22 protein-coding genes are annotated in these 25,546 nt (G+C 63.9%); 19 read left to right on the plus strand and 3 right to left on the minus strand.

Translation table 11 applies throughout. From position 1 onward, the window contains the following. The first annotated feature begins 118 nt into the window (after positions 1-118). The 9 genes from OIN59_RS12130 (at position 119) to mnhG (ending at position 8,585) form a co-directional block, all read left to right on the plus strand. The gene (locus tag OIN59_RS12130) at positions 119-445 is read left to right on the plus strand and encodes a LapA family protein (protein ID WP_274110637.1); all 327 of its coding nucleotides are present in this window, start codon (positions 119-121) and stop codon (positions 443-445) included. Continuing rightward, the gene (gene lapB / locus OIN59_RS12135) at positions 435-1,592 is read left to right on the plus strand and encodes a lipopolysaccharide assembly protein LapB (protein WP_274110639.1); all 1,158 of its coding nucleotides are present in this window, start codon (positions 435-437) and stop codon (positions 1,590-1,592) included. Before OIN59_RS12130 ends, lapB begins: the two co-directional genes overlap by 11 nt. A gap of 31 nt (positions 1,593-1,623) precedes the next feature. Further along, positions 1,624-2,079, plus strand: a complete 456-nt coding sequence (locus OIN59_RS12140; RefSeq protein ID WP_274110641.1) for a ComEA family DNA-binding protein — start codon at positions 1,624-1,626, stop codon at positions 2,077-2,079. A 116-nt stretch (positions 2,080-2,195) separates the two neighbouring features. Continuing rightward, positions 2,196-5,141, plus strand: a complete 2,946-nt coding sequence (locus OIN59_RS12145; protein WP_274110643.1) for a monovalent cation/H+ antiporter subunit A — start codon at positions 2,196-2,198, stop codon at positions 5,139-5,141. Then, positions 5,132-5,497: a Na+/H+ antiporter subunit C gene (locus OIN59_RS12150; RefSeq protein WP_274110646.1), complete on the plus strand. Its 366-nt coding sequence runs from the start codon at positions 5,132-5,134 to the stop codon at positions 5,495-5,497. Before OIN59_RS12145 ends, OIN59_RS12150 begins: the two co-directional genes overlap by 10 nt. 160 nt (positions 5,498-5,657) lie before the next feature. Continuing rightward, positions 5,658-7,379 (plus strand): monovalent cation/H+ antiporter subunit D, encoded by a 1,722-nt coding sequence (locus OIN59_RS12155; RefSeq protein ID WP_274110647.1) that lies wholly within the window; start codon positions 5,658-5,660, stop codon positions 7,377-7,379. Positions 7,380-7,435: 56 nt separating this feature from the next. Next, positions 7,436-7,927 (plus strand): Na+/H+ antiporter subunit E, encoded by a 492-nt coding sequence (locus OIN59_RS12160; RefSeq protein WP_274111165.1) that lies wholly within the window; start codon positions 7,436-7,438, stop codon positions 7,925-7,927. After that, the gene (locus tag OIN59_RS12165; protein ID WP_274110649.1) at positions 7,924-8,202 is read left to right on the plus strand and encodes a K+/H+ antiporter subunit F; all 279 of its coding nucleotides are present in this window, start codon (positions 7,924-7,926) and stop codon (positions 8,200-8,202) included. The genes OIN59_RS12160 and OIN59_RS12165 overlap by 4 nt, the downstream gene beginning before the upstream one ends. Continuing rightward, positions 8,199-8,585, plus strand: coding sequence for a monovalent cation/H(+) antiporter subunit G (gene mnhG / locus OIN59_RS12170; RefSeq protein WP_274110651.1), 387 nt, complete (start codon positions 8,199-8,201; stop codon positions 8,583-8,585). The genes OIN59_RS12165 and mnhG overlap by 4 nt, the downstream gene beginning before the upstream one ends. Positions 8,586-8,642: 57 nt before the next feature. Here mnhG and OIN59_RS12175 read toward each other — a convergent pair whose 3' ends face one another. Both OIN59_RS12175 and OIN59_RS12180 read right to left on the minus strand, forming a co-directional pair. Beyond that, positions 8,643-12,299 carry a hydantoinase B/oxoprolinase family protein gene (locus tag OIN59_RS12175; RefSeq protein WP_274110653.1) on the minus strand — a complete coding sequence of 1,219 codons (3,657 nt, stop codon included), beginning with the start codon at positions 12,297-12,299 and terminating at the stop codon, positions 8,643-8,645. 93 nt (positions 12,300-12,392) lie between these two features. Beyond that, positions 12,393-12,923: a winged helix DNA-binding protein gene (locus OIN59_RS12180; RefSeq protein ID WP_274110655.1), complete on the minus strand. Its 531-nt coding sequence runs from the start codon at positions 12,921-12,923 to the stop codon at positions 12,393-12,395. A 271-nt stretch (positions 12,924-13,194) separates the two neighbouring features. On the opposite strand from OIN59_RS12180, the gene OIN59_RS12185 reads away from it, so the two are divergent. The 5 genes from OIN59_RS12185 to OIN59_RS12205 all read left to right on the plus strand — a co-directional run bounded on the left by OIN59_RS12185 (position 13,195) and on the right by OIN59_RS12205 (position 20,381). Continuing rightward, on the plus strand, positions 13,195-15,054 hold the full coding sequence (locus OIN59_RS12185) for an ABC transporter ATP-binding protein (protein ID WP_274110657.1): 1,860 nt from the start codon (positions 13,195-13,197) through the stop codon (positions 15,052-15,054). Between the two features lie 150 nt (positions 15,055-15,204). Beyond that, positions 15,205-16,719, plus strand: a complete 1,515-nt coding sequence (locus tag OIN59_RS12190) for an ABC transporter substrate-binding protein (RefSeq protein WP_274110659.1) — start codon at positions 15,205-15,207, stop codon at positions 16,717-16,719. A 57-nt stretch (positions 16,720-16,776) separates the two neighbouring features. Continuing rightward, positions 16,777-17,700, plus strand: coding sequence for an ABC transporter permease (locus OIN59_RS12195; protein ID WP_274110661.1), 924 nt, complete (start codon positions 16,777-16,779; stop codon positions 17,698-17,700). A 24-nt stretch (positions 17,701-17,724) separates the two neighbouring features. After that, on the plus strand, positions 17,725-18,603 hold the full coding sequence (locus tag OIN59_RS12200) for an ABC transporter permease (RefSeq protein ID WP_274110663.1): 879 nt from the start codon (positions 17,725-17,727) through the stop codon (positions 18,601-18,603). After that, a complete protein-coding gene (locus tag OIN59_RS12205) occupies positions 18,603-20,381 on the plus strand; it encodes a M14 family metallopeptidase (protein ID WP_274110665.1) in 1,779 nt (592 codons plus the stop codon). Before OIN59_RS12200 ends, OIN59_RS12205 begins: the two co-directional genes overlap by 1 nt. Positions 20,382-20,460: 79 nt before the next feature. Here OIN59_RS12205 and OIN59_RS12210 read toward each other — a convergent pair whose 3' ends face one another. After that, a complete protein-coding gene (locus tag OIN59_RS12210; protein ID WP_274110667.1) occupies positions 20,461-21,003 on the minus strand; it encodes a winged helix DNA-binding protein in 543 nt (180 codons plus the stop codon). A 174-nt stretch (positions 21,004-21,177) separates the two neighbouring features. Between OIN59_RS12210 and OIN59_RS12215 the strand changes: the two genes are divergently transcribed. From OIN59_RS12215 to OIN59_RS12235, 5 genes are all read left to right on the plus strand, one after another. Continuing rightward, positions 21,178-22,161, plus strand: coding sequence for a TRAP transporter substrate-binding protein (locus OIN59_RS12215; RefSeq protein ID WP_274110669.1), 984 nt, complete (start codon positions 21,178-21,180; stop codon positions 22,159-22,161). A gap of 18 nt (positions 22,162-22,179) precedes the next feature. Then, on the plus strand, positions 22,180-22,689 hold the full coding sequence (locus OIN59_RS12220) for a TRAP transporter small permease (RefSeq protein ID WP_274110671.1): 510 nt from the start codon (positions 22,180-22,182) through the stop codon (positions 22,687-22,689). Positions 22,690-22,706: 17 nt separating this feature from the next. Beyond that, positions 22,707-24,011, plus strand: coding sequence for a TRAP transporter large permease (locus OIN59_RS12225; protein ID WP_274110673.1), 1,305 nt, complete (start codon positions 22,707-22,709; stop codon positions 24,009-24,011). A gap of 166 nt (positions 24,012-24,177) precedes the next feature. Then, complete coding sequence (gene crcB, locus OIN59_RS12230; RefSeq protein WP_274110675.1) at positions 24,178-24,561, plus strand: fluoride efflux transporter CrcB; 384 nt, start codon at positions 24,178-24,180, stop codon at positions 24,559-24,561. A 119-nt stretch (positions 24,562-24,680) separates the two neighbouring features. Then, on the plus strand, positions 24,681-25,544 hold the full coding sequence (locus OIN59_RS12235) for an LOG family protein (RefSeq protein WP_274110677.1): 864 nt from the start codon (positions 24,681-24,683) through the stop codon (positions 25,542-25,544). Positions 25,545-25,546: the final 2 nt, after the last annotated feature.

Consider the following 25,546-nt stretch of genomic DNA (forward strand, 5'->3'; position numbering starts at 1 on the left):
GCTGCAAGCGCATGATGCACCTGCGCTCGTAGCCTTTTTGACCCTTATGCGCGGACAGCCGATACACATGGGGCTGCAGCGCCAAGCTCTTAGAATCGCCCCACCACTGGGGAGACCGATGAAATACCTCCTGTGGCTGCTCAAGGCAGCCATTTTTTTTACGCTCTTCGCCTTCGCGCTGAACAATCAGCAGGACGCGACCGTGCACTTTTTCTTTGGCACCCAATGGCGCGCGCCCTTGGTGCTGGTGGTGCTGACCGCCTTTGCTGCGGGGCTGGTCGTGGGGGCCCTGGGCATGGTGCCGCGCTGGTGGAGGCACCGCACCGCAGCCCGCCGCGCCCAGGCGGCGGTCATTGCACCCGCCCCCGTGGTGCCACCTGCCCCCAACGCTACGCCCACAGCGCCCCCACCACCTCCTGACCTGTCTTCGATCCATGGAATTTGACCTGAGCTGGATACTGCTGGGCCTGCCCCTGGCTTTTGTGCTGGGTTGGCTGGCTTCGCGCTTTGACCTGCGCCAGCTGCGTGCGGAGAACCGGCGGGCGCCCAAGGCGTACTTCAAGGGCCTGAACTTCCTGCTCAACGAACAGCAGGACCAGGCCATCGACGCTTTCATCGAGGCCGTGCAGAACGACCCCGATACGTCCGAGCTGCACTTCGCGCTGGGCAACCTGTTTCGCCGCCGGGGCGAATACGACCGCGCCGTGCGTGTGCACGAGCACCTGCTCTCGCGCGGCGATCTGAGCCGTACTGATCGCGAGCGCGCCCAACATGCACTGGCACTCGACTTCTTGAAAGCCGGGCTGCTGGACCGCGCCGAAGACGCGCTGCAGCGCCTGGAAGGTACCCCGTTCGAGGCCCAGGCCCGCTTGGCCCTGCTGGCCATCTACGAACGCTCGCGCGACTGGCCCCACGCCGCCACCATCGCCCGCAAGATGCACGATGCCGACCAGGGCGACTTCAGCACCCGGCAAGCCCACTACCTGTGCGAGCAGGCGCTGGCGCTGAGCGCCCAGGGCGACCTGCCGGGTGCCCAGGCCTTGCTGGAGCAGGCCGTGACCGCCGCCCCCGAAGCAGCGCGCGCGCGCATTGAGCTGGCACGCCTGCAACGCCTCATGGGCCAACCCGCAGCAGTGCTGTCCACACTCAAAACCTTGGGCGAGCACAACCCCGCAGCGCTACCCCTGGCAGCCCCGCTGCTGGTCGAGGCCGCAACGGCCACCGGCCGCACACAAGAAGTGCACGCCCTGCTGCAGGCCCACTACGCGCAGGCGCCTTCGCTGGACGTGCTGGAAAGCATCGTGGCCATGGAAGCCGCCGACGAGGCCACCCGCCCATCCGCCCGCCAGCGCTATGTGGAGCACCTGGACAAGGAGCGCTCGCTGGTCGCAGCCGCCAAGTGGCTGGCCACCGAAAAGCTGGAGCATGAGGAATTTCATCCCCAGGTCCAACGTGCTCTGGACCATGCCGTCAAGCCCCTGACCCGCTACCGCTGCGCGGCCTGCGGTTTCGAGGCCCGCCAGCATTTCTGGCAATGCCCCGGCTGCCAGACCTGGGACAGCTACCCTGCACGCCGGGTCGAAGAACTCTGATCTGCCCACTCCAAAACCAAGGTTCACCTCCATGCTGAAGAAATTGCTGACCCTGATCGCCTCCCTGCTGCTGGCCACCGCCGCCTTCGCCGCCGTGGACGCGAACTCCGCCACCGAAGCCGAACTCGACGGCATCAAAGGTATTGGGCCGGGCCTGTCGGCCCGCATCCTGCAAGAGCGCCAGAACGCACCCTTCAAGGACTGGGCGGACTTCATCGGCCGTGTGGGGGGCGTGGGCAACAAGAGCGCCGTCAACTTCTCCAAAGAAGGCCTTACCGTCAACGGCAAGAAATACAGCGCGGCAGCCGCCGCCAAGGCAGAAGCCAAGAACAAACAAAAACACAGCAGCGCCCAGGCAGCGGACAGCAAGGCCCGTGGCAGCGCTGGCAAGGAGGCGGCCACACCAGCCGCCACACCGACGGCGGCACCAGCCGCCCAGGCTCCTGCAGCTCCTGCAGCTCCTGCAGCCAGCGCTAGCAAAAACTAAGCAGACTTTACAAGCAGCAAGCCCGCTCTAGCGGGCTTGTTTTCTTGTACTCATCACCAGCGCGGCACCAAGGGCTGGGCAGGGTTTTTAGGGGCAACCCCTAAAATCGTTCGCGCATGCCCCTGATCACGCTCATCCTTCTCCCCTTCATCGGCAGCCTGCTGGCGGCGGTTCTGCCCTCCAACGCCCGCAATACCGAGTCCACCCTGGCAGGACTTATCGCCTTGTTCTGCACGGTGCAGGCGGCGCTTTACTTCCCCGAGATTGCCGATGGCGGTGTGATCCGGCAAGAGCTGGCCTGGCTACCCGCTCTGGGCCTGAACCTCATCATCCGCATGGACGGCTTTGCCTGGATGTTCTGCATGCTGGTGCTGGGCGTGGGCAGCCTGGTGGTGCTGTATGCGCGCTACTACATGTCGCCCGCCGACCCGGTGCCGCGCTTCTTCTCGTTTTTTCTTGCCTTCATGGGCGCGATGGCGGGCGTGGTGCTGTCGGGCAACATCATCCAGATCGCATTCTTCTGGGAGCTGACCAGCCTGTTCTCCTTCTTGCTGATCGGCTACTGGCACCACCGCAAGGACGCCCGGCGCGGTGCGCGCATGGCGCTGACGGTCACGGGCACGGGCGGGTTGGCCATGCTGGCGGGCATGCTGGTGCTGGGCCACATCGTGGGCAGCTATGACCTCGACCATGTGCTGGCCGCCAGGCAGTTGATCCAGAACCACCCGCTCTACACCACCGCACTCGTCCTGATTCTGCTGGGCGCGCTCACCAAAAGCGCGCAGTTCCCGTTCCACTTCTGGCTGCCCAACGCCATGGCCGCGCCCACGCCGGTGTCGGCCTACCTGCACTCGGCCACCATGGTCAAGGCAGGCGTGTTTCTGCTGGCGCGACTGTGGCCGGCGCTGGCGGGCACCGAGCAATGGTTCTGGCTGGTGGGTGGCGCGGGCCTGGCCACGCTGCTGGTGGGTGGCTATGCAGCCATGTTCCAGAACGACCTCAAGGGGCTGCTGGCCTATTCGACCATTTCGCACCTGGGTCTCATTACGCTGCTGCTGGGCCTGAACAGCCCGCTCGCTGCCGTGGCCGCCGTGTTCCACATCATGAACCACGCCACCTTCAAGGCCTCGCTGTTCATGGCCGTCGGCATCGTGGACCATGAAAGTGGCACACGCGACATACGGCGCCTGTCGGGCTTGCGCACCATGATGCCCATCACCGCCACCCTGGCCATGGTGGCCAGCGCGGCGATGGCGGGCGTGCCACTGCTCAACGGCTTCCTGTCCAAGGAAATGTTCTTTGCCGAAACGGTGTACGTGAACACCACGCCCCTGCTGGAATGGCTGCTGCCCACCGCCGCCACCGTGGCCGGCATGTTCAGCGTGGCGTATTCGCTGCGCTTCACGGTGGACGTGTTCTGGGGCCCGCCCGCCACCGACCTGCCGCGTCCACCCCATGAGCCACCGCACTGGATGCGGGTGCCGGTCGAGCTGCTGGTGCTGGCCTGCCTGGTGGTGGGCACGCTGCCCGCGTGGTCGGTAGGCACCTATCTGGCCGCAGCTGCGCGGCCCGTGGTGGGGGGCGAGCTGCCCACTTACAGCCTGGCGGTCTGGCACGGATTCAACACGCCCTTTGTGATGAGCCTGGTGGCGCTGGGTGGGGGTGTGGCGCTGTACGCGCTGCTGCGCTGGCAACGCGCAAAAGACGCCATCGATGCGCCCCCCGTCATGCAGCACATCAACGGCCAGCGTGCCTTTGAGACCACGCTGGCCGTGATCAGCCTGATGGGCCGCAACGGCCGCCGCCTGCTGGGCACGGGCCGCCTGCAGTGGCAGATGTTCTGGCTGGTCTGCGCCGCGCTGGTGGCAGGCACCCTGCCCCTGTGGGCGCGGGGCTTGCCGATTGGCGACCGGGTGCAGTTGCCGCTGTCGCCCGCCTTTGCGCTGCTGTGGCTGCTGGGCGCCATGTGCGCCGTGGCGGCGGCATGGCAGGCCAAATACCACCGGTTGGCGGCCCTGACGCTGGTGGGCGGCTCCGGGCTGTGCGTGTGCCTGACCTTCCTGTGGTTCTCGGCACCCGACCTGGCGCTCACGCAGATCGTGGTGGAGGTGGTGACCACCATCCTCATCCTGCTGGGCCTGCGCTGGCTGCCCCGGCGGGACGAAAGCCTGCGCGTGCCCACGCTCGCCGAAGAACGGCGCACCCAATTGCGGCGCTACCGCGACATGGCGCTGACGCTGGCCGCTGGCGGTGGCATGGCACTGCTGTCGTTCGTGATGATGCGCCGCCCGTTCCCGGACAGCACCTCCACGTTCTTTCTGGAAAACGCACTGACCGGCGGCGGCGGCACCAATGTGGTCAACGTGATGCTGGTGGACTTCCGGGGCTTCGACACCTTTGGCGAGATCGTGGTGCTGGGCGTCGTGGCGCTCACCGTGTATGCGCTGCTGCGGCGCTTTCGGCCCGCACGCGAGGTGATGGACCTGCCCCCACAGCAACGAGCCCTGCCCGCTGATGTGGACACCGACCTGGGCAGCCCACGCCAGACGGCCGACACCGCCGTGGGCTACCTGATGGTGCCCGCCGTGCTGGTGCGACTGATGCTGCCGTTTGCCACGCTGGTGGCGGTGTACCTGTTCATGCGCGGGCACAACGAGCCCGGCGGCGGCTTTGTGGCGGGGCTGGTGTTCTCTGTGGCACTGCTGCTGCAGTACATCGTCTCCGGCACCTCCTGGGTCGAGGCCCACCTGCCGCTGTACCCGCGTCGCTGGATCGGTGCAGGGCTGCTGGCAGCACTGGCCACCGGCATGGGCGCGCTGGCCTGGGGCTATCCGTTTCTGACCAGCCACACGGCACATTTCTCGCTGCCCGTGGTGGGTGAAATCCATGTGGCCAGCGCGCTGTTCTTCGACATCGGCGTGTTCACCCTGGTGGTGGGCTCCACCATGCTCATCCTCACCGGCATTGCCCACCAGTCGGTGCGCAGCCACCGCTACCACAGCGCGCGTGTGGCCGAAGAAGCCCAGACCGCCGCTACACCCGGAGAAGGCCCATGGAACTGATACTGGCCCTGGCCATCGGCGTGCTCACCGGCTCGGGCGTGTGGCTGCTACTGCGCCCGCGCACCTTCCAGGTCATCATGGGCCTGTCGCTGCTGTCGTACGCCGTCAACCTCTTCATCTTCAGCATGGGCCGACTGGGCTTGGCCATCGACAAGGAGCCCGTGCTGCAGCCCGGCGTGCCGCAGGACCTGGCCCACTATGCCGACCCCATGCCCCAGGCCCTCACGCTCACCGCCATCGTGATCGGCTTTGCCATGACCGCCCTCTTCCTCGTGGTGCTGCTGGCGTCGCGCGGAATGGCCGGCACCGACCATGTGGATGGCACCCGCGCCAAGGATGCGCAGGAGATGCTGTGATGAAGCAACACCCCCCTGAGGCGCTTCGCGCCTTCCCCCCGCTCTCGCAGCGCTGCGCGCTGCGGGCAGGGGGACGCAGCCCTCGATGCGGGGCGGCCCTTTCTCGGCTGCTCTGGCCTAGGCCGCGCCAGTTTCGGTCGTTGTGCCATGGACAACCGACATGACATCCGTGCAACTTATGTTGGATCGGTTGATGCCGCACCTGATCCTCGCACCCATCGCGCTGCCGCTGCTTACGGCCGGGCTCATGCTGCTGCTGCGCGAGGAGCGCCAGCGCACCAAGGTCACGCTCAACATCACCTCGACCTTTTTGGGCCTGGTGGTGGCCGTGCTGCTGCTGGTGCAGGCCAAGCAGCCCAGTGTGCAGACCAGCCTGGGGGTGTACCTGCCGGGCAACTGGCCTGCGCCGTTTGGCATCGTGCTGGTCATCGACCGCCTGTCGGCCATGATGCTGGTGCTGACCAGCACGGTGGCGCTGGCCACCGTGCTGTTTTCGGCCGCGCGCTGGCACCGGGCGGGCGTGCACTTTCATCCGCTGTTCCAGTTCCAGCTCATGGGGCTGGCGGGGGCGTTTCTCACCGCCGACCTGTTCAACCTGTTTGTGTTCTTCGAGATCATGCTGGCTGCGTCCTACGGCCTGCTGCTGCATGGCTCGGGCCGCCCACGTGTGTCGGCAGGTCTGCACTACATCGCAATCAACCTGGCGGCGTCTTCGCTGTTCCTGATTGGTGTGTCGATGCTGTATGGCATCACTGGCACGCTCAACATGGCCGATCTGGCGCAAAGCATGGCCACAGTGGCCGCCACAGACCGGGGGCTGCTACACGCGGCCGCAGCCATCCTGGCGGTGGCGTTCCTCATCAAGGCCGCGGTGTGGCCGCTCAACTTCTGGCTGGTGCCCGCCTACAGCGCGGCCACCGCGCCCGTCGGAGCGCTGTTTGCCCTGATGACCAAGGTCGGTGTGTACAGCGTGCTGCGGCTGTGGACGCTGCTGTTTGGCGCCGAGGCCGGTGATTCGGCCCAGTTTGGCAGCCAGTGGCTCATTGGCGGCGGCATGCTGACCATGGCCTTTGGTGCCATCGGCATGCTTGGCTCGCAGCGGCTGGGGCACCTGGCGGGTTTCAGCGCCATTCTGTCGTCAGGCACGTTGCTGGCCGCCGTGGGATTCGGGCAGAACCTGCTCACGGGCGGTTTGCTGTATTACCTGCTCAGCTCCACCCTGGCCGTGAGCGCGCTGTTTTTGCTCACGGACCTGATCGACCGCTGGCGCAACAACGGTGCCAACCTGGCTCCCTACGAACAGACCGATGACGCGCCGTTTCTGTCGGCCGATCTGGTGCCCACCGAAGGCATGAACCTTGACGACGAAGAACAGGCGCTGATCGGCCAGGTCATCCCCGCAGCGGCGGCCTTTCTGGGCTTGGCATTCATGGCCTGCACGCTGGTCATTGCGGGCCTGCCACCACTGCCTGGCTTTGTGGGCAAGTTCGCCATGATCCATGCGCTGCTCAACCCGCTGGGGCTGGGCGCGTCCCAGGGCTTTCGGCTGGGCGCTGCGGGCTGGATGCTGGTGGCGCTGCTGGTGGGCTCGGGGCTGTTGGCACTGCTGGCACTCACGCGCGCGGGCATCCGCCACTTCTGGGCGGCCCAGGGCCGGGCTTCGCCCCAGCTCCTGGTGCTGGAGGGGCTGCCCATTGCCCTGCTGCTGCTGGCCTGCGTGGCGCTGGTGTGGCAGGCCGGTGCCGTGATGCGCTACACCCAGGCCACGGCCGATGCCCTGCATGCGCCTGCCACCTACGTGCGTGCCGTGATGACCGCCACCCCGGTCGCTCCCTCGCCAGCGGCGACACCTGAAACCACACCACCAGGGGAAAAGCCATGACTCAACCTGGCCACCCCGTGGCGCCACACACCCCATCCACACCGCCACGCCCCCACCTGCTGCGGCGCTTGGTGCCGGCCCCGCTGCTCTCGCTGGCACTGCTGGGCCTGTGGCTGCTGCTCAACCGCAGCCTGAGCGCGGGCCACTTCGTACTGGGCACGGTGCTGGCACTGGCCATCCCGCTGCTCACCGCCGGGCTGCGCCCGCTGCCGGTGCGCATCCGCAAGCCGGGCGCCGTGCTGCGCCTGGCGCTCACGGTGGTCGCAGACACGGTGCAGTCCAACCTGGCCGTGGCGCGGCTGCTGCTGACGCCCGGCCGCAGGCGGTACCCCGCAGGCTTTGTACACATCCCGCTGGAAGTGCGCGACCCCAACGCCCTGGCCGTGCTGGCGATGATCGTGTGCATCACTCCCGGCACGGCATGGGCCGAAATTTCGTTGGACCGCAGCATGCTGCTGCTGCATGTGCTGGAGCTGGACGACGCCGCTGCCATTGCAGCGTCCGTCAAACAGCGCTACGAAGCACCTCTCATGGAGATCTTTGAATGACCCCTGTGCTTGACTGGGCCCTGCCGGTGGCGCTGTTCATGTTGGTACTGGCCATGGGCTGCGCGTTGATCCGACTGCTCAAAGGCCCCTCGGCGCAAGACCGCGTGCTGGCGCTGGACTGCATGTACCTCAGCGGCATGCTGGTGATGCTGGTGCTTGGCCTGCTGTATGGCAGCAAGAACTACTTCGAGGCCGCGCTGCTGCTGGCGCTGTTCAGCTTTGTCGGATCGATGGCCATGGCCAAGTTTTTGCTGCGTGGCGAGGTGATCGAATGACCGAGGCCGCCACCATCGCTGTCCTTCCGCTGTGGCTCGAAATCATCGTGGCCGTGCTGGTGCTGGCCGGTGCAGCGCTGGCGCTGTTGGGCTCCTTCGGCCTGCTGCGGCTGCCCACGTTTTTTGAGCGTGTGCACGCACCGTCCATCATCGCCACGTTGGGCTGCTGGCTGATCATGCATGGCACGGTGCTGTACTTCTCGGTGGCCGACCGCAGCCTGGCGCTGCATGCGCTGCTGATCGCCGTGTTCGTGGCGATCACGGTGCCGGTGATGTCGATCTTTCTCATGCGCGCGGCGCTGTTCCGTGCGCGGCAGGCAGGGCAGGATGTGCCACCCAGCCTGAGCCAGCCCAAGGCAGCCTCCGAAGCCAAAAACTCCTGATTTCATAGCTGCTAGCGCTTTACGGATAAGCGCTAGAGGCCATTTTCTCTACTATTTTCAGCCCAGGGTACCGAATCCACCACCGCCCGGCGTGTGGATCTCAAACACATCGCCCGGCTGCATTTCGGCCTGGCCAATGTGGTCCAGCAGCTCCACCCGGCCATCGCTGCGCACCACCTTGTTGATGCCCACGGCACCCGGCTTGCCACCTGCCATGCCAAACGCGCCATGGTGGCGGCCGTTCGACAAAATGCTGGCCGTCATCGGCTCCAGGAAGCGCACGCGGCGGATGCCACCGTCACCGCCCTTGTACTGCCCGGCGCCACCCGAGCCCTTGCGGATCTCGTAGCCCTCCAGCCGCACCGGGAAGCGGAACTCCAGCACCTCGGGGTCCGTCAGGCGCGAGTTGGTCATGTGGCACTGCACGACACTGGTGCCCGCAAAACCACCGGTGAGCTGCCCGCTGGCATCCCACACACCACCCGCGCCGCTGCCGCCCGAGATGGTCTCGTAGTACTGGTAGCGCGTGCTGCCAAAGGTGAAGTTGTTCATGGTGCACTGCCCCGCCGCCATCAGGCCCAGCGCACCATACAGCGCGTTGGTGATGCAGGTGGATGTCTCCACATTGCCCGCCACCACCGAGGCCGGTGGGTTCGGGTTGAGCATGCTGCCGGGCGGGATGATGACGTTGAGCGGCTTCAGGCACCCGGCGTTGAGCGGAATGTCGTCGTCCACCAGCGTGCGGAACACATACAACACCGCCGCCATGCACACCGCCGTGGGCGCGTTGAAGTTGTTGGTCTGCTGCGCGCTGGTGCCGGTGAAGTCGATGGTGGCGCTGCGGCTTTTCGCATCCACCTTCACGGCCACGCTGATCTGCGCGCCATTGTCCAGCGGCAGGGTGAATGCGCCATCCTTCAGCCGTGTGATGACCCGGCGCACAGATTCCTCGGCGTTGTCCTGCACATGGCGCATGTAGGCCAACACGACATCGAGGCCAAACTCGGCCACCATGCGGCGCAGCTCCTGCTGGCCCTTTTCGTTGGCCGCGATCTGCGCACGCAAGTCGGCCATGTTCTGCTGCGGGTTGCGGCTGGGGTACTCGCCGCTTTGCAGCAGCGCAACCATCTCTGCTTCGCGCAGCACGCCGCGCTCCACCAGCTTCACGTTGTTGATCTGCACGCCCTCTTCCTCGATGCGCGTGGAGAACGGTGGCATGGAGCCCGGCGTGGTGCCGCCCACATCCGCGTGGTGGCCCCGGCTGCCGACGTAAAAAGTGGGCTCGGCCTCGTCCGCGATGTAAACCGGCGTGATGACCGTGATGTCCGGCAAATGCGTGCCGCCGTGGTAAGGGTCGTTGAGCACATACACATCGCCGGGCTGCATCTTGCCGGCGTTCTCGCGGATCACCGTCTTGATGCTTTCACCCATCGACCCGAGGTGCACCGGCATGTGCGGCGCGTTGGCAATCAGGTTGCCAGCGGTGTCGAACAGCGCACAGCTGAAGTCCAGACGCTCCTTGATGTTGACCGAATAGGCCGTGTTCTGCAGCTGTAGCCCCATCTGCTCGGCGATGTTCATGAACAGGTTATTGAACACCTCCAGCAGCACCGGGTCTACCGTGGTGCCCACGGCGTGCTGCACGGCGCGCGCCACGCGGCGGTTGAGCAGCAGGTGGTCCAGCTCGGTCAGTGCGGCTTCCCAGCCGGGCTCGACTATTGTTGTGGCGTTCTTCTCGGCAATGATGGCCGGGCCGGGGATCACATCGCCGGGGCGCAGGTCCTCGCGCACCACCAGGGCAGCGTCGTGCCACGCAGCAATGCCGTCCACGCCACCCGTATACATGCGCACGGTGCTGCGGCGCGGCACTTCGCGCGCGGGCTGCAGCGCGTGGCGTGGCTCCTCGGGCGCATCGCCGGGCACCACGGCCTCGACCGACACGGCCTCCACCACCAGGCCCTTGCCCTGCATCAGGAAGGCAAAACGCTGGCGGTAGGCGTTCTCGAACGCGGCAGTGATCTCGGCCATCGAGCCAAACGGAACAATCAGAGCCGAGTCGCTGCCCTCGTAGCGCACATGCACACGGCGGTGCACCACGGCTGTGCCGCTGCCCGACTGCTGGCGCTCCAGCTCGGTGCGTGCGGTGGTGGCCAGTTGCTCCAGCGTGGCCTCGATGCCTGCCAACGCTTCGGGCGCCAGCTTGGCCTCTACCGCCTGCTCACGGATCACGTTCTGGTCCGCCAGGCCCATGCCATAGGCGCTGAGTACACCGGCCAACGGGTGCACAAACACGCGGGTCATGCCTAAAGCGTCAGCCACCAAGCACGCATGCTGGCCGCCCGCGCCGCCAAAACACTGCAGCGTGTAGCGCGTCACGTCATAGCCGCGCGCCACGCTGATCTTCTTGATGGCGTTGGCCATCTGCTGCACGGCGATCTGGATAAAGCCGTGGGCCACATCCTCGGCCTTGCGCCCGGTCTGCGTGGCGAGGTCGCCAAACTTCTGCGCTACCGCATCACCATCCAGCGCCTCGTTGGCTGCGTGGCCAAACACCTTGGGGAAATGCGCGGGTTGGATCTTGCCCACCATCACGTTCGCATCCGTCACGGCCAGCGGGCCGCCGCGGCGATAGCTGGCGGGGCCAGGGTTGGCGCCTGCGCTTTCGGGACCGACGCGGAAGCGCGCACCGTCAAAACCCAAGATGGAGCCGCCACCGGCCGCCACGGTGTGGATGCTCATCATGGGCGCGCGCATGCGCACACCCGCCACCTGGGTCTCGAACTCGCGCTCGAACTCGCCCGCGTAGTGGCTTACATCGGTGCTGGTGCCGCCCATGTCAAAGCCGATCACCTTGTCGTGGCCCGCGAGGCCCGCCGTGCGCGCCATGCCCACGATGCCGCCAGCGGGGCCAGAAAGGATCGCATCCTTGCCCTGGAACACCTGCGCATCGGTGAGCCCGCCCGACGACTGCATGAAGAACAGCTGCACGCCCGGCATCTCGCTGGCCACCTGGTCCACATAACGGCGCAGGATGGGCGACAGGTACGCATCCACCACCGTGGTGTCGCCCCGGCTCACCAGCTTCATCATGGGGCTGGTGGCGTGGGAGGCACTGACCTGCGTAAAGCCCGCTTCGCGCGCAATGCGGGCTGCGGCTTCTTCGTGGGCGGTGTAGCGGTAGCCGTGCATGAACACGATGGCTGCGCTGCGCAGGCCCGCGTCATAGGCGGCCCACAGGCGTTCTTTCAGGTGGTCTTCATCCAGCGGCTCAATCACCTCGCCCTGTGCGCCCACACGTTCCTGCGCCTCGATCACGCGCTCATACAACAGCTCGGGCAGCACGATGTGGCGGTCGAAGATGCGCGGGCGGTTCTGGTACGCGATGCGCAGCGCGTCCTTGAACCCCTTGGTGGTAATGAGCAGCGTGGGCTCGCCCTTGCGCTCCAGCAGCGCGTTGGTGGCCACCGTGGTGCCCATCTTCACGCACTCCACCAGCTCGGGCGTCACCGGCTCGCCAGGCTGCAGGCCCAGCAGGTGACGAATGCCCGCCACGGCGGCATCCTTGTACTGCTCGGGGTTCTCGGACAGCAGCTTGTGGGTGACCAGGGTAAAAGACCCATCCGCATTGGGCCGCTTGCCCACCACGTCGGTGAACGTGCCTCCACGGTCGATCCAGAACTGCCAGCGGGACAAAGGAGAGGGTTGGTTGGACATATAAGTGCTACTCAATTTATAGCTGCTACCGCTTTATGGATAAGCGGTAGAGCCATTTTTATTCAAAATTTTAAGAAACAAGGGCGGCCGCAGTCACAACGAAGCCGCAGAGCGCGCTGCCTGGTCATACATACCCGAAAGCACACGCAGCAAACGGGCCAGCTCGCCGATGTCGCGATTCAGCGAATCATCGGCATTCAGCGCATTGATCAGGCAACTTTCACGAATCTCGCGGTAGCGCTGCACGTAGGAGCGACCCGAGTCGGTGGCGGCATAGGTGACATCCTTGCCATTCTTTTGCGAAGCCACCACACCCAGGGTCTGCAGCTTCTTGAGCGAGTAGTTCACCAGGTGCGTGTCTTCCACATTCATGATGAAGCAGATGTCCGCAAGGCGCTTATCGCGTGCGCGGTGGGACACATGGTGCAGCACCACCACATCGAGCGGTGTCAGGTCCTTGAGCCCAGCTGCAGCCATGCAATGCACCACCCAGCGATGAAACGCGTTGCCCGCCACGATGAGGCCAAACTCGAACTCGCTCATCTCTGCACTCTGGGCCGAGACAAGGTGCGCCGACGAAACGATGGAAAGCGCATCGGTAGCTGGCTTAGCGGAGATGTTCATGGCGAAGGTTCCGACCGGGCACACGGCTGGCACGGGATGTGCAAGCAGGTATTATGGTGCCGCTTTGATGGTAATTTGTCGATAATTTGTCGACACTGTGGCAAACACCTAGATGGACAGAGCACTCCGTCCAGTACATTGATCTCCCTGCGTTGGCGTCACTCCATCGAGCACTACTTGTGAGCAACAGCTTATATCCAGCGGCGGCTCCCATCATCTTGCGGCTCGTCTTCCACGCACATGAATTGATGCTCCTCTCCTCCCTTCCACGATGACAATCAGTCCCGAATCGGCGACAACGCCGCTGCTTTCCGTGCGGTCTCTTTCCGTGGAATTTAACGTGCCCGGCGGTCGCTTCAAGGCGGTGGACGGGGTCAGTTTTGATGTCCACGCGGGCCGCACACTCGCCGTCGTGGGAGAGTCGGGCTCGGGCAAATCCGTGACCTCGCAGGCCATCATGCGGCTCACCGACTATTCGGTTGGTCACATCACCCATGGACAGGTGCTGTTCCAGTCTCCCAGCAGTGGCGCGTTGGACCTCACAGCCGCAAAGGACGACACATTGCGGCGCATCCGTGGCAACGAGATCGCCATGATCTTCCAGGAGCCGATGACCTCGCTGAACCCCGTGTTCACCATCGGCAACCAGATCGCAGAGGCGCTCATCCTGCACCAAGGCATGAGCCCGGCGCAGGCACGGGCGCAGACCCTGGTCCTGCTGCAGAAGGTGCGCCTACCGGACGCCGAGCGTCTGGCAGATAGCTATCCGCATTCGTTGTCGGGCGGCATGCGCCAGCGCGTGATGATTGCCATGGCCTTGTCATGCCAACCTTCGCTGCTGATTGCCGACGAGCCCACCACGGCCCTTGACGTCACGATCCAAGCGCAGATTTTGAACATCATCCGTGAGCTGCAGCGTGACCTGAACACCGCCGTCATATTCATTACGCATGACATGGGTGTCGTGGCACAGATGGCCGACGATGTCGTGGTGATGTGGCGAGGCCGCCAGGTCGAGCAAGGCCCCGTCGAGCAAATTTTCCGAAACCCCCAGCACCCCTACACGCGCGCCTTGCTCTCGGCCGTGCCCAAGCTGGGCAGCATGCAAGGCCAGCCCCTGCCCCAACGCACGCCGCTGATCGTGCTGGATGGCGACACGCCGCGCGAAGTGGGCACCACACAAGTTCAAGACACGGTCGATGCCGCCACCACCTTGCTCAGCGTTGACAAGCTGACAACCCGTTTTGACGTAGGCCACTCGCTGCTGGGCCGTGTGACCCACCGTGTGCACGCCGTCGAACAAGTGAGCCTGGAAATCCACCCCGGTGAAACTTTGGCGCTAGTGGGCGAGTCCGGGAGTGGGAAATCCACAATTGGCAAAACCTTGCAACAACTCGTGCCCGCCAGCGGTGGCACGGTGCGATTCAACGGCCAGGATGTTCAAAGCCTGGACGCAGCGGGCCGCCAGCGCATCAAGCAAGAAATCCAGTACATCTTTCAGGATCCCTTTGCTGCACTGGACCCGCGCAAGACCATCGGCTTCAGCATTGCCGAACCCATCCACACCCACCGCCTTCTGACCAGCAACGAAGCCGTGCAAAAACGCCTGGCCGAGTTGCTGCGCGATGTGGGCCTGAGCACCGAACACCTGCACCGCTACCCACACGAGCTATCCGGCGGCCAGCGCCAGCGCGTGTGTATTGCGCGTGCCCTGGCCTGCAACCCCCAGCTCATCATTGCCGACGAGTCGGTGTCAGCGCTTGACGTCTCGATTCAAGCGCAGATCATTGACCTGTTGATGGAACTGCAAGCCCGGCTCAAACTGTCTTACCTGTTCATCACCCACGACATGGCCGTTGTCGAAAAAATCAGCCACCGCGTGGCTGTGATGTACCTGGGGCAGATTGTCGAAATCGGTAGCCGCCAGGATATTTTCGAAAACCCGCAGCACCCCTATACCAAGAAGCTGCTGGCCGCCGTACCGATCGCAGAGCCAGGACGCACCATTGACGCCCGCCTGGTCGAAGGCGAGATCCCCAGCCCCGTGCGCAAGGTGGGCAATGAGCCAGCGATCCTGCGCTTTCGCGATGTAGCACCAGGCCATCGCGTCGCGCTCGTCGCCCCAGCCTGAAACATGGCATCAGCCCGCCCACCAAGGCGTCCGCCCTTCAGTCATTCATTCATTCAGTCCGTTCGCCATTGTTTGGTTATTCCGTCAGTCCATCTGCAAAAAGTTCAGCCGCTCCACGCTCGTCCCCAACTCACTTCCAGGATGCACACCATGAAACTGAAAACCCTCGTTGCCGCTACCAGCTTCGCTCTTGCCAGCGTTCTGACCACAGGCGCCCATGCCGCTGGCACGCTGAACGTGGCCATCCACCAGGACCCGGGCAACTGGGACCCGATCGCGACCTTCCTGGTGTCGTGGGGCGCGGTGGGCAGCCAGGTGTTTGATGGCCTGATCATGCGGACACCCGATATGAAGCTGGTGCCCGGCCTGGCCACCAAGTGGGAGTTTTTGGACAACAACACCAAGCTGCGCTTCACGCTGCGCGAAGGTGTCAAGTTCCACAACGGCGAACCCTTCAACGCCGATGCAGTCAAGTTCACATTCGACCGCCTGCTGGGCGACGAAGGCAAGAAGGGCCCACAACAATCGAACTACAACGCGATCGAAAAAGTGGTGGTGGTCAACGCCAACACCGTGGACTTCGTGCTGAAGAACCCGGACCCCGTGCTACTGACCAAACTGGCTGGCTACGGCGCCATGATCGTTCCACCCAAGTACATCACCGAAAAGGGCAGCACCTATTTTGGAGCGAACCCTGTCGGCACCGGCCCCTTCAAATTCGTCGACTACAAACCCAAGGTCAGCCTCTCTTTTGAGCGCAATGCAAGCTATTGGGGCGGCGCGCCCAAGCTGGACAACCTGGTCTACCGCTTCATCACGGAGCCCGCCACACAAGCCGCCGAATTGCAGGCGGGCCGTATCGACGTGGCCAACCAGATCCCCCTGGCGATGATCGACACGCTGAAAAAAGACAGCAAGCTGGCCGTGCAGAGCATGGATGGCCCTGTGGCCTTGGCCATGCGCTACAACACGCAGCGCGGCATCATGAAAAACAAGGACGTGCGCAAGGCGCTGACCATGGCCGTGGACCGCGATGCCATCATCAAGTCGATCTTGCTGGGCAATGCCAAGCCCATCGCCAGCTTCCAGGGCACTTTGTCTTTCGGCAATGACCCGGCCCTCAAGCCGCTGCCGTTCAATCCGACCCAGGCCAAGGCCATGCTGGCCAAGGCAGGCGTCAAGCCCGGCACGCAGATCCAGATCGACTTCCGCGGCTCGGACAGCAACTTCCGTGAAGTGGCGCAGGCCGTGGCCAGCTATCTGCAGGGCGTGGGCATCGTGGCGTCCCTCAAGCCTTACGACACCAACGTGCTGCTCAACGACATCATCCCCGCAGGCAAGACCGGCGAGATGTGGCAAAACCAATGGGGCGGCTGGACCTTCGACTACGACAACACTGCGTATTCGATGTACTACACCAAGCAGCGCTGGAACCCGTTTGACGACGACGCCAAGCTCAACGCCTTGCTGCACACCCAGCGCAACACCTGGGATCAGGCTGCACGCAAGACCACGCTCCAGCAAATTGCGCGCTACGTAGCCGATGAAGCGCTGGAAATGCCCCTGTACAGCCTGAACACCATCTACGGCCTGAACAAGCGCGCCAAAAACCTGGCGTTGCCAGCCGATGGCCGCTTCCGCTTCGTCGACGCTTCGGTCGACTGAGCGTCTTTTAGGCCATTCCAGCTCCCCTTCCACCCTCTAACCTGACTCGCCAGCCCCATGAGTGGATTTTTGATGAAGCGACTGCTGCAGGCGATTTTCGTCGTGCTCGTGGTCACCCTGTTTGTGGCCTATGCAGTGCGACTGTCGGGAGACCCCGCATTGATGCTGGCCCAGGGGGCCGGTAGCGTGACCGAAGAGGATCTGCGTAACATCCGCGAGGGACTGGGGCTGGAGCGCCCCTTTGCGGTGCAGTACTTTGAATTTCTTCGAGGCGCGGTGGTGGGCGATCTTGGAAAAAGCTTCATGGGTGGCACACCCGTGTCGCGACTGATCGCCGACGCCTTGCCCGCCACGCTGGCGCTGGCGCTGGTGTCGTTGTTCTTGTCGGTGCTCGTTTCGGTGCCGCTGGGCATACAGGCGGCGGTGCACAAAGGCAAAGGCACAGACCAATGCATCCGCATTCTTTCGCTGGTGGGCCTGTCGTTTCCCAACTTCTGGCTGGCCATCATGCTGGTGCTGCTGCTGTCCATCACCTTCCCACTGCTGCCGCCGTCGGGCTGGGACGGCCCCATTAGTCTGGTGATGCCGGCACTGACCATGGCCATCATTTTGTCGGCGACCAATGTGCGTTTGGTGCGCACGGCCATGCTGGAAACCTTGTCTGCGCAATACATCATGGTGGCGCGTGCCAAGGGGCTCAAGGACCGCGTTGTTTTGTACAAACATGCGCTGCGCAACTGCGCCATTCCCCTGATCACGTACATCGGGCTGCAGTTTGGCAATCTGGTCGGAGGCCTAGTGGTTGTCGAACGCGTTTTCAACTGGCCCGGTTTAGGCACCTTGGCGTTTGAAGCGATTGCCAGCCGCGACTATCCGGTGCTGCAAGGCACGGTAACGGTGTTGTCGGTGTTGATCGTCGCCGTCAATCTGCTGGTCGATATTGCCTACGGCCTGGTCGACCCTCGCATTCGCACCAAATAGCACTGCAAGAAACACTGCAAAACCATGCAATCCACCGCTTCTACAACTACCCCGGCGGCAGCACCGGTTCAAACCTCTCGCGGGATGCAATGGCGCTCGCTCGAATTCGTACTCGGCGTTGTGCTCACGGGGTCGATGCTGCTGCTTGTGTTGTGCTCGGTCTGGATTTTTCCGGACGGCGGCGCTGCCATGGATCTGAGTGCCCGGTTGACCGCGCCATTCACCAGTTGGGCCCATCCCCTTGGCACCGATGCCCTGGGGCGCGACGTATTGGCGCGCGTCTTGGTCGGCGGTCGAATCTCCTTGCTGGTGGGCTTCGCTTCGGTGGCGGGCGCCTCGGTGCTCGGAATCGTGATCGGGCTGGTTGCAGGCTACTACCGCGGCTTTTGGGACATGCTGCTGATGCGCTGTGTGGATATTCAGCTGGCCCTGCCCTTCATCCTGATTGCGTTGACTTTCATTTCCATCCTGGGCGGAGGCCTGTTCAACATCATCGTTTTCATGGTGATCTCCCAGTGGGTGCAGTTTGCGCGCCTGGTGCGCGGCATGGTGCTGCAGGTGAGAGAGCGTGAATTCGTCCAGGCAGCTCGGGCCTTTGGCGTGCGGGATCTGGCAATGGTTCGTCACCATATCCTGCCCAACGTCATCGGCCCCGTCATCATCTTGATGACACTCAACGTGGCCAACAACATCCTGCTGGAGTCCAGCCTGACCTTTCTGGGGTTGGGTGTCGATCCGCTGATCCCCAGCTGGGGCGGCATGCTGGCCGACGGCCGCACTTACATGCAGACCGCTTGGTGGATCAGTGTCTTCCCAGGCATGGCCATTATGTTGACCGTACTGGGCTTGAATCTGCTGGGTGACTGGCTGCGTGACCGCATCGACCCGACCGGAAAACAGTGATGCAAACCAACACCGCGCTCCTCTTGGACCAGAGCTTCCCCCGCACCCTGGATGCATGGGTCGAAGAGTTTTCCAACCCCGCCTGGCGCGGAGCGAGCGTACAGGCCTGGCTGTTTGAAGGCATGGCGGCCCGCCGCGCGGCCGAACGCCAACTGGCCGCAGCGGGCGTGCAGGCGCACCTGCACAGCGCCTACAAGCCGCTGGTGTTTTATTTCATCGAAGACATCGACGCGAGCCTGCTGGCTGAAGTAACGATCCACTATCCGGTGCACCCGCAGGCGTCCCCCCAGCGGTTTTTACAAGAAGCCTATCCCTTGACGGCACTGCTGGTGCATTGCCAACTCAGCTTCGTGCCGGGTACGGAGGATCTGCACTACCGCATCGAAGGCACCTATCGCGACGGCACACGGCTCCAGGCTCGCGTCTGGGCGCCCAACCGCGTGCACACGGATTTGCAAGGCATCACACTGCTGTCCCCCACGGGGTGGGTGCGGGCCACGCCTGAGTCCGCCACACAGCCCGTGCTGGATATGGCCCGGGTCACCGACTACGAACAGCTGTTTGCCACGGTAATGGACACGGTAGCCAACCACCCCTGGCGTGCCGAGGAGCCCTACTTTGAGCGCCTTGATATCCGCATCGACATGCCTGGTATCGAGCAGCGACTACCCGTCGGTCACGAGACCATCAGCAGCCTTGAGGGCCTGCACGAAGACATCTATTTTTCGCTGCTGGAGGTTTTCCAGCGGCGCTCTGGCCGCCCTGCGGGCGACCGCAGTCTGCAACCTGGGCAAATCGTGCCCGACCTGCGTGCCAGCTCGCACGCGCCACGGCTACGCATCGCGCAAAAAGCCTTTGACACGGCAGCCCAAGACCTGTGCGCAGCGGCGCTTCCGGCAACGGATGAACCACTGGACGTGTTGGGCACAGCGCCATCGCCCGAACGCATCGCCACCGAAATGGACCAGATAGCTGGCGAACGCTTCGGCGCCGCCAGCCGCCAGGGCCGCGCGGTTCAGGCCCTGTACCGCCACGGCACCGACGCGCCGGTATTCATCAGTGGTGGTCAGCACGCCAACGAAACTTCTGGCATCGTCGGCGCCTTGCGCGCAGCCCGAACACTGAACAACCACGCTGGCGCCCACTTTGTGCTGATGGCCCTGGAAAATCCCGACGGCTACGCCCTGCACCGCGAACTGCGCGGGCACAACGCGCTACACATGCACCATGCGGCGCGGTATTCAGCTCTGGGCGACGACATCGAGTACCGCAAGGGGGCGCCTCTGTATGAGCGCGCAGCCCGCCAGCAAGCCCTCGCCCGCTCGGGTGCGCAACTGCACCTCAACCTGCACGGCTACCCGGCCCACGAATGGACGCGCCCGTTGTCGGGTTATATGCCGCGCGGTTTTGAGCTATGGACCATACCCAAGGGCTTTTTTCTGATCCTGCGGTACCACCCAGGCTGGCAAAACGAAGCCATGGCATTGCTGCACGCGGTGTGCGCCGCGCTGAACCAAGTGCCGGGCCTCGCCGCCTTCAATGCACGGCAAATGGCGCTGTACGAGCGCCACTCGGGCAAGCTTCAATTTGAAGTGCTGCACGGCACGGCCTACACCGCGACCGAAACGGCCAACCCCGACTCCGCGCCGGTCACCCTGATCACAGAGTACCCCGACGAAACCATTGAAGGTGACGACTTCCGCCAAGCGCATACGGTGCAAATGCACACCGTGCTGGCGGCCACTGCGGCCTGGCAAAAGCTAGCCCGCCGAAGCTGATATCCAACAACGACGTCATCTGCGACCGCACGGCACGCTGGCCGCCCTCTGCCCTTGAATCCGGCCTGCCGTTCAGCGCCTACAACGATGCCGCAGAGCGCGCCGCCTGGTCATACATACCTGACAGCACACGCAGCAGCCGCGCCAGTTCGCCAATGTCGCGATTGAGTGCATCGTCGGCCTTGAGCGCATCCATCAGGCAAGACTCGCGAATCTCTCGGTACCGCTCTACATAGGTGCGCCCCATGTCGGTGGCCGCGTAGGTGACTTCCTTGCCATTTTTTTGCGAGGCCACCACGCCCAGAGACTGCAGCTTCTTGAGCGAATAGTTCACAAGGTGGGTGTCCTCCATGTTCATGATGAAACAAATGTCGGCCAACCGCTTGTCGCGCGCCCGGTGTGTGACGTGGTGCAACACCAGCACATCCAGCGGCGCCAGGTCTTTCAACCCCGAGGCAGACATGCAATGCGCCACCCAGCGATGAAACGCATTGCCCGCCACGATGAGGCCAAACTCAAACTCGCTCATCTCTGCGCTCTGGGCCGACACCAGGTGCGCCGACGAAACGATGGGACCGGAGTCGACCTTGGCCTTGGATTTGGGCTTGGCTTCAGATTTCATGGCGGGTTCGGGCCTGTGGTTGCTGTCATTGGCACGGGATATGCATGGGGCATTGTAGGCAAGTCGATGGTAATTTGTTGGCAAATTGTCAGCGTTTAGGCAAAACACCTATCGCAATTGGATCGGCTTCCGATACAGTGATTTGTTACATACACAACCCTGCGGAGCAACTTCATGAAGCGTCGAATCTTCCCCGTCACCGCACTCGGCCTGGCACTGGCCGCTGGCCTGACCGTCACCTCGGCTTTTGCGCAAACCAAGTGGGACTTGGCCGCCGCCTACCCGGCCACCAACTTCCACACCGAGAACATGGTGCAACTGGCCAGCGATGTGGACAAGGCCACCAGTGGCAAGCTCAAGATCACGGTGCACGCCAATGCCGCACTGTTCAAGGCGCCTGAAATCAAGCGCGCCGTGCAAGGCGGCCAGGCACAGATGGGCGAGATCCTGCTCGCCAACTTCCAGAACGAATGGCAGCTGTTTGGCGTGGATGGCCTGCCCTTCCTGGCCGACAGCTACGACGCATCCAAGAAGCTCTACGCTGCCCAGAAGCCCTTCCTGGAAAAGAAGCTGGCTGAACAGGGAATGATGTTGCTGTACGCCGTGGCCTGGCCACCCCAAGGCATCTACACCAAGAAGCCGCTGGCCTCCGCCGCTGACCTCAAGGGTATTAAGTGGCGCGCCTACAGCCCTGCCACCGCCCGCATTGCAGAACTGGTGGGCGCACAGCCCGTGACGGTGCAGGCGGCCGAGTTCTCGCAGGCACTGGCCACAGGCGTGGTCGAATCGACGATGACCTCGGGCGCCACGGGTGTGGACAGCAAGCTGTACGAGCACCTCAAGTTCTACTACGACACGCAGGCTTGGTTGCCCAAGAACGCGGTGCTCATGAACAAGAAGGCGTTTGACGCGCTCGAAAAACCACTGCAGGACGCCCTGCTCAAGGCCGGAGCCGACGCCGAAGCGCGCGGCTGGGCCAACAGTGCCAAGGTCAACACCGACACGGTGGCCAAGCTCAAGGCCAACGGCATGGCGGTAGAGGCCCCACCCGCCGCCCTGAAGGCCGACATGGCCAAGGTGGGTGACACCATGCTCAAGGAATGGCTCGACAAGGCCGGTCCCGAAGGCAAGGCGCTTATCGACGCCTACCGCAAGTAAGCCCAGGCACCCACGCCCATGCGTCGTCTGCTGGACTTTTTGTACGACAGCGCCGCCGCCCTGGCGGCGCTTTTCATGATCGGCTTGCTGGGGATGGTGCTGCTGTCCATCGCCAGCCGGCAGTTCCACTTCCATGTGCCGGGCACCGATGCCTATGCGGGCTATCTGATGGCCGCTGCGGGTTTTCTGGCGCTGGCCCATACCTTGAAGCGCGGCGAACACATCCGCGTCACGCTGCTGCTCAACTTTCTGAAGGGCGGCGCCAAAAAGGCGTTCGAGATCTGGGCCCTGGCCATTGCCTCACTGCTGGCGCTGTTGTTTGCGGTGTACAGCTGCAAGCTGGCGTGGCAGTCGCACGAGTTCCACGACATCTCCACCAGCAGTGACGCCACACCGCTGTGGATTCCACAAATCGCCATGGCCGTTGGCACGGTAATTCTGGCCATCGCGTTCGTGGACGAACTGGTGCTGGAGATGATGGGCAAGCGTGTGGATGCCTCATCCGGCGAAGCATTGCGCAATGAATAAACCCGGCACTACCTACCATGAGTGATCTCGCCATAACCGGCCTGCTCGTACTGTCGCTGTTCCTGATTCTGGGCAGCGGCGTATGGATCGGGCTCACCCTCTCCGGCGTCGCCTGGATCGCCATGCAGCTATTTTCTGCACGCCCGGCGGGCGATGCGATGGCAGTGACCATCTGGGGCAGCGCCTCCAGTTGGACCCTCACCGCCCTGCCGCTGTTCATCTGGATGGGCGAAATCCTGTTTCGCACCCGGCTGTCGCAAGACATGTTCAAGGGCCTGGCCCCCTGGGTACAAGCGCTACCGGGTCGCCTGCTGCACACCAATGTGGTGGGCTGCACCATCTTTGCCGCCGTGTCGGGGTCGAGTGCCGCCACTTGCGCCACCATCGGCAAGATGACGCTGCCCGAGCTGACGCGCAGAGGCTACCCCGAGCACATGGTGGTGGGCACGCTGGCCGGGGCCAGCACGCTGGGTCTGCTGATCCCGCCGTCGATCATCATGATCGTCTACGGCGTGTCGGCAGAGGTCTCCATCTCGCAGCTGTTCATCGCGGGCGTGTTGCCGGGCATTTTGCTGGCGGCCCTGTTCTCGGGCTACATCATGGTCTGGGCGCTGCGCCACCCCGAGCAAGTGCCTGCCGCCGACGGGAGCATGACCTTCATGCAGAAGCTGTCCGAATCGCGCAGCCTGATCCCCGTGGTGCTGCTGATTGCGGCGGTGCTGGGCTCCATCTACACCGGTTTTGCCACCGCCACCGAGGCAGCGGCCGTGGGCGTGGTGGGCTCGCTGGTGCTGTCGGCCGTGCAGGGCTCCATGACCTGGGGCACCTTCAAGGACTCGTTGATGGGCGCCACGCGCCTGTACTGCATGATCGCGCTCATCCTGGCAGGGGCTGCCTTTCTCACGCTGGCCATGGGCTATATCGGCCTTCCGCGCCACCTGGCGGAATGGATCGCATCACTCGGCCTGAACCAGGCCCAGCTCATCGTGGCACTGGCCATTTTCTACATCATCCTCGGGTGCTTTCTGGACGGCATCTCGATGGTGGTGCTGACCATGGGCGTGCTCATGCCCACGGTGCAGGCGGCCGGCATCGACCCCATCTGGTTCGGCATCTTCATCGTGTTGGTGGTCGAGATGGCGCAGATTACGCCCCCCGTGGGCTTCAACCTGTTCGTGCTGCAGGGCATGACGGGGCGCCAGTTGCCCTGGATCGCCAAGGTGGCCATGCCCATGTTTCTCCTGATGTGTGGTGCCGTGGCGCTGATCTATGTGTTCCCCGGCATCGTGACCTGGTTGCCACAGCAGATGTCGGCACGCTGAACGGCCGCCACCGGCCACATTCCCCCGGGGAGCTGCGCATGAAACAGGCGCAGCCCTCGCCCAGGCCACCCAGCAAGGCCGCCTGCGGCCAGGGCCCGGCGGTGGCCGCAGGGCAACGTGCGGGGGCGGCTCAAAAGGGGGTGTCAAATCCAGCGACAATCCCCCGATGCTCAATGTTTTTGCCATTTGCCTCGGAGCCTGTGTGGGCGCATTGGCCCGCTGGCGCCTGGGTCTGTGGCTCAGTCCAGGGGGTCTGATCCCCTGGGGCACGCTGGCCGCCAACCTGGTGGGCGGCTACCTCATCGGTGTGTTCGTCGCCGTGTTCCACGCCATGCCCCAGATCGATCCCGTGTGGCGGCTGGCACTGGTCACCGGGTTTCTGGGCGCACTCACCACGTTCTCCAGCTTCTCGGCCGAAGTCGTCGAGATGCTGATGGTGCAGCGCTACGCCATGGCACTGGGCACCACAGCGCTGCACCTGCTCGGCTCCCTGGGCCTCACGGTGCTTGGCATGCAAAGTGCTTCTTATTTCATAGCATCACGCGCATGATGCGTATGCGCCTGCAAGCTATTTCGTCATAAATCCACGCCACACTGCACGGGCCACCACCGGCTGCTGCCGGTGCCGCCACTCCTTCTCTCATTCCCCGACCGACACGCGAGCCCCTCATGGAATCCAACACCCAACTCAACGAACGCCGCCTGGCCGATGCCTGGGCCGAGCTGCACAACCACGCCCACAACGGCAACCCCCTGCAGGCCGATGCCAACCGCATGGCCTTTGCCGACCCCGAATTCATGTTCCGCCGCGAGACCCGGGGCATCCGCTTTCAGCTCGAAATGCTCAAGCCCGACCTGGGCCAAGCCGAGCAAGGCATTGAAAACACTGTGGTGGTTTATGGCAGCGCGCGCTTCGTGGCGCCCGACGAGGCAGCCACTCAGCTGGCCGACGCTGAAGCCAGCGGCGACACCGAGCGGGTGCGCCGCGCGCGCCTGGCGGTGCGCAACGCGGGCTACTACGACCTGGCCCGCCAGTTCGCCAAGCTGGTGGCCGACTACAGCGAACACCAGCGCCCCGCCGACCGCATCTACATTTGCACGGGCGGCGGCCCCGGCATCATGGAGGCCGCCAACCGGGGCGCGCACGACGCCGGTGCACTGAACGTGGGACTGAACATCGCCCTGCCCCACGAGCAAAGCGGCAATCGCTTCATCTCGCCCTCGCTGTCCTTCAAGTTCCACTACTTCGCGCTGCGCAAGATGCACTTCATGATGCGCGCGAAGGCCTTGGTGGCCTTCCCAGGCGGCTTTGGCACGCTGGACGAGCTGTTTGAAGTGCTGACCCTGGTGCAGACCAAAAAGGCCAAACCCGTACCTATCGTGCTGTTCGGTACCGACTACTGGAAGCGCCTCATCAACTTTGATGTGCTGGTGGAAGAAGGCACGATCTCGGCGCAGGACCTCCAGCTATTCCACTACACCGATGACCCACAAGAAGCCTGGGACCTGATCCGGGCGTTCTACCAACTCTGAGG

The organism is Acidovorax benzenivorans (genome assembly GCF_028680575.1).
In the GTDB taxonomy this organism is placed as follows: domain Bacteria; phylum Pseudomonadota; class Gammaproteobacteria; order Burkholderiales; family Burkholderiaceae_C; genus Acidovorax; species Acidovorax benzenivorans.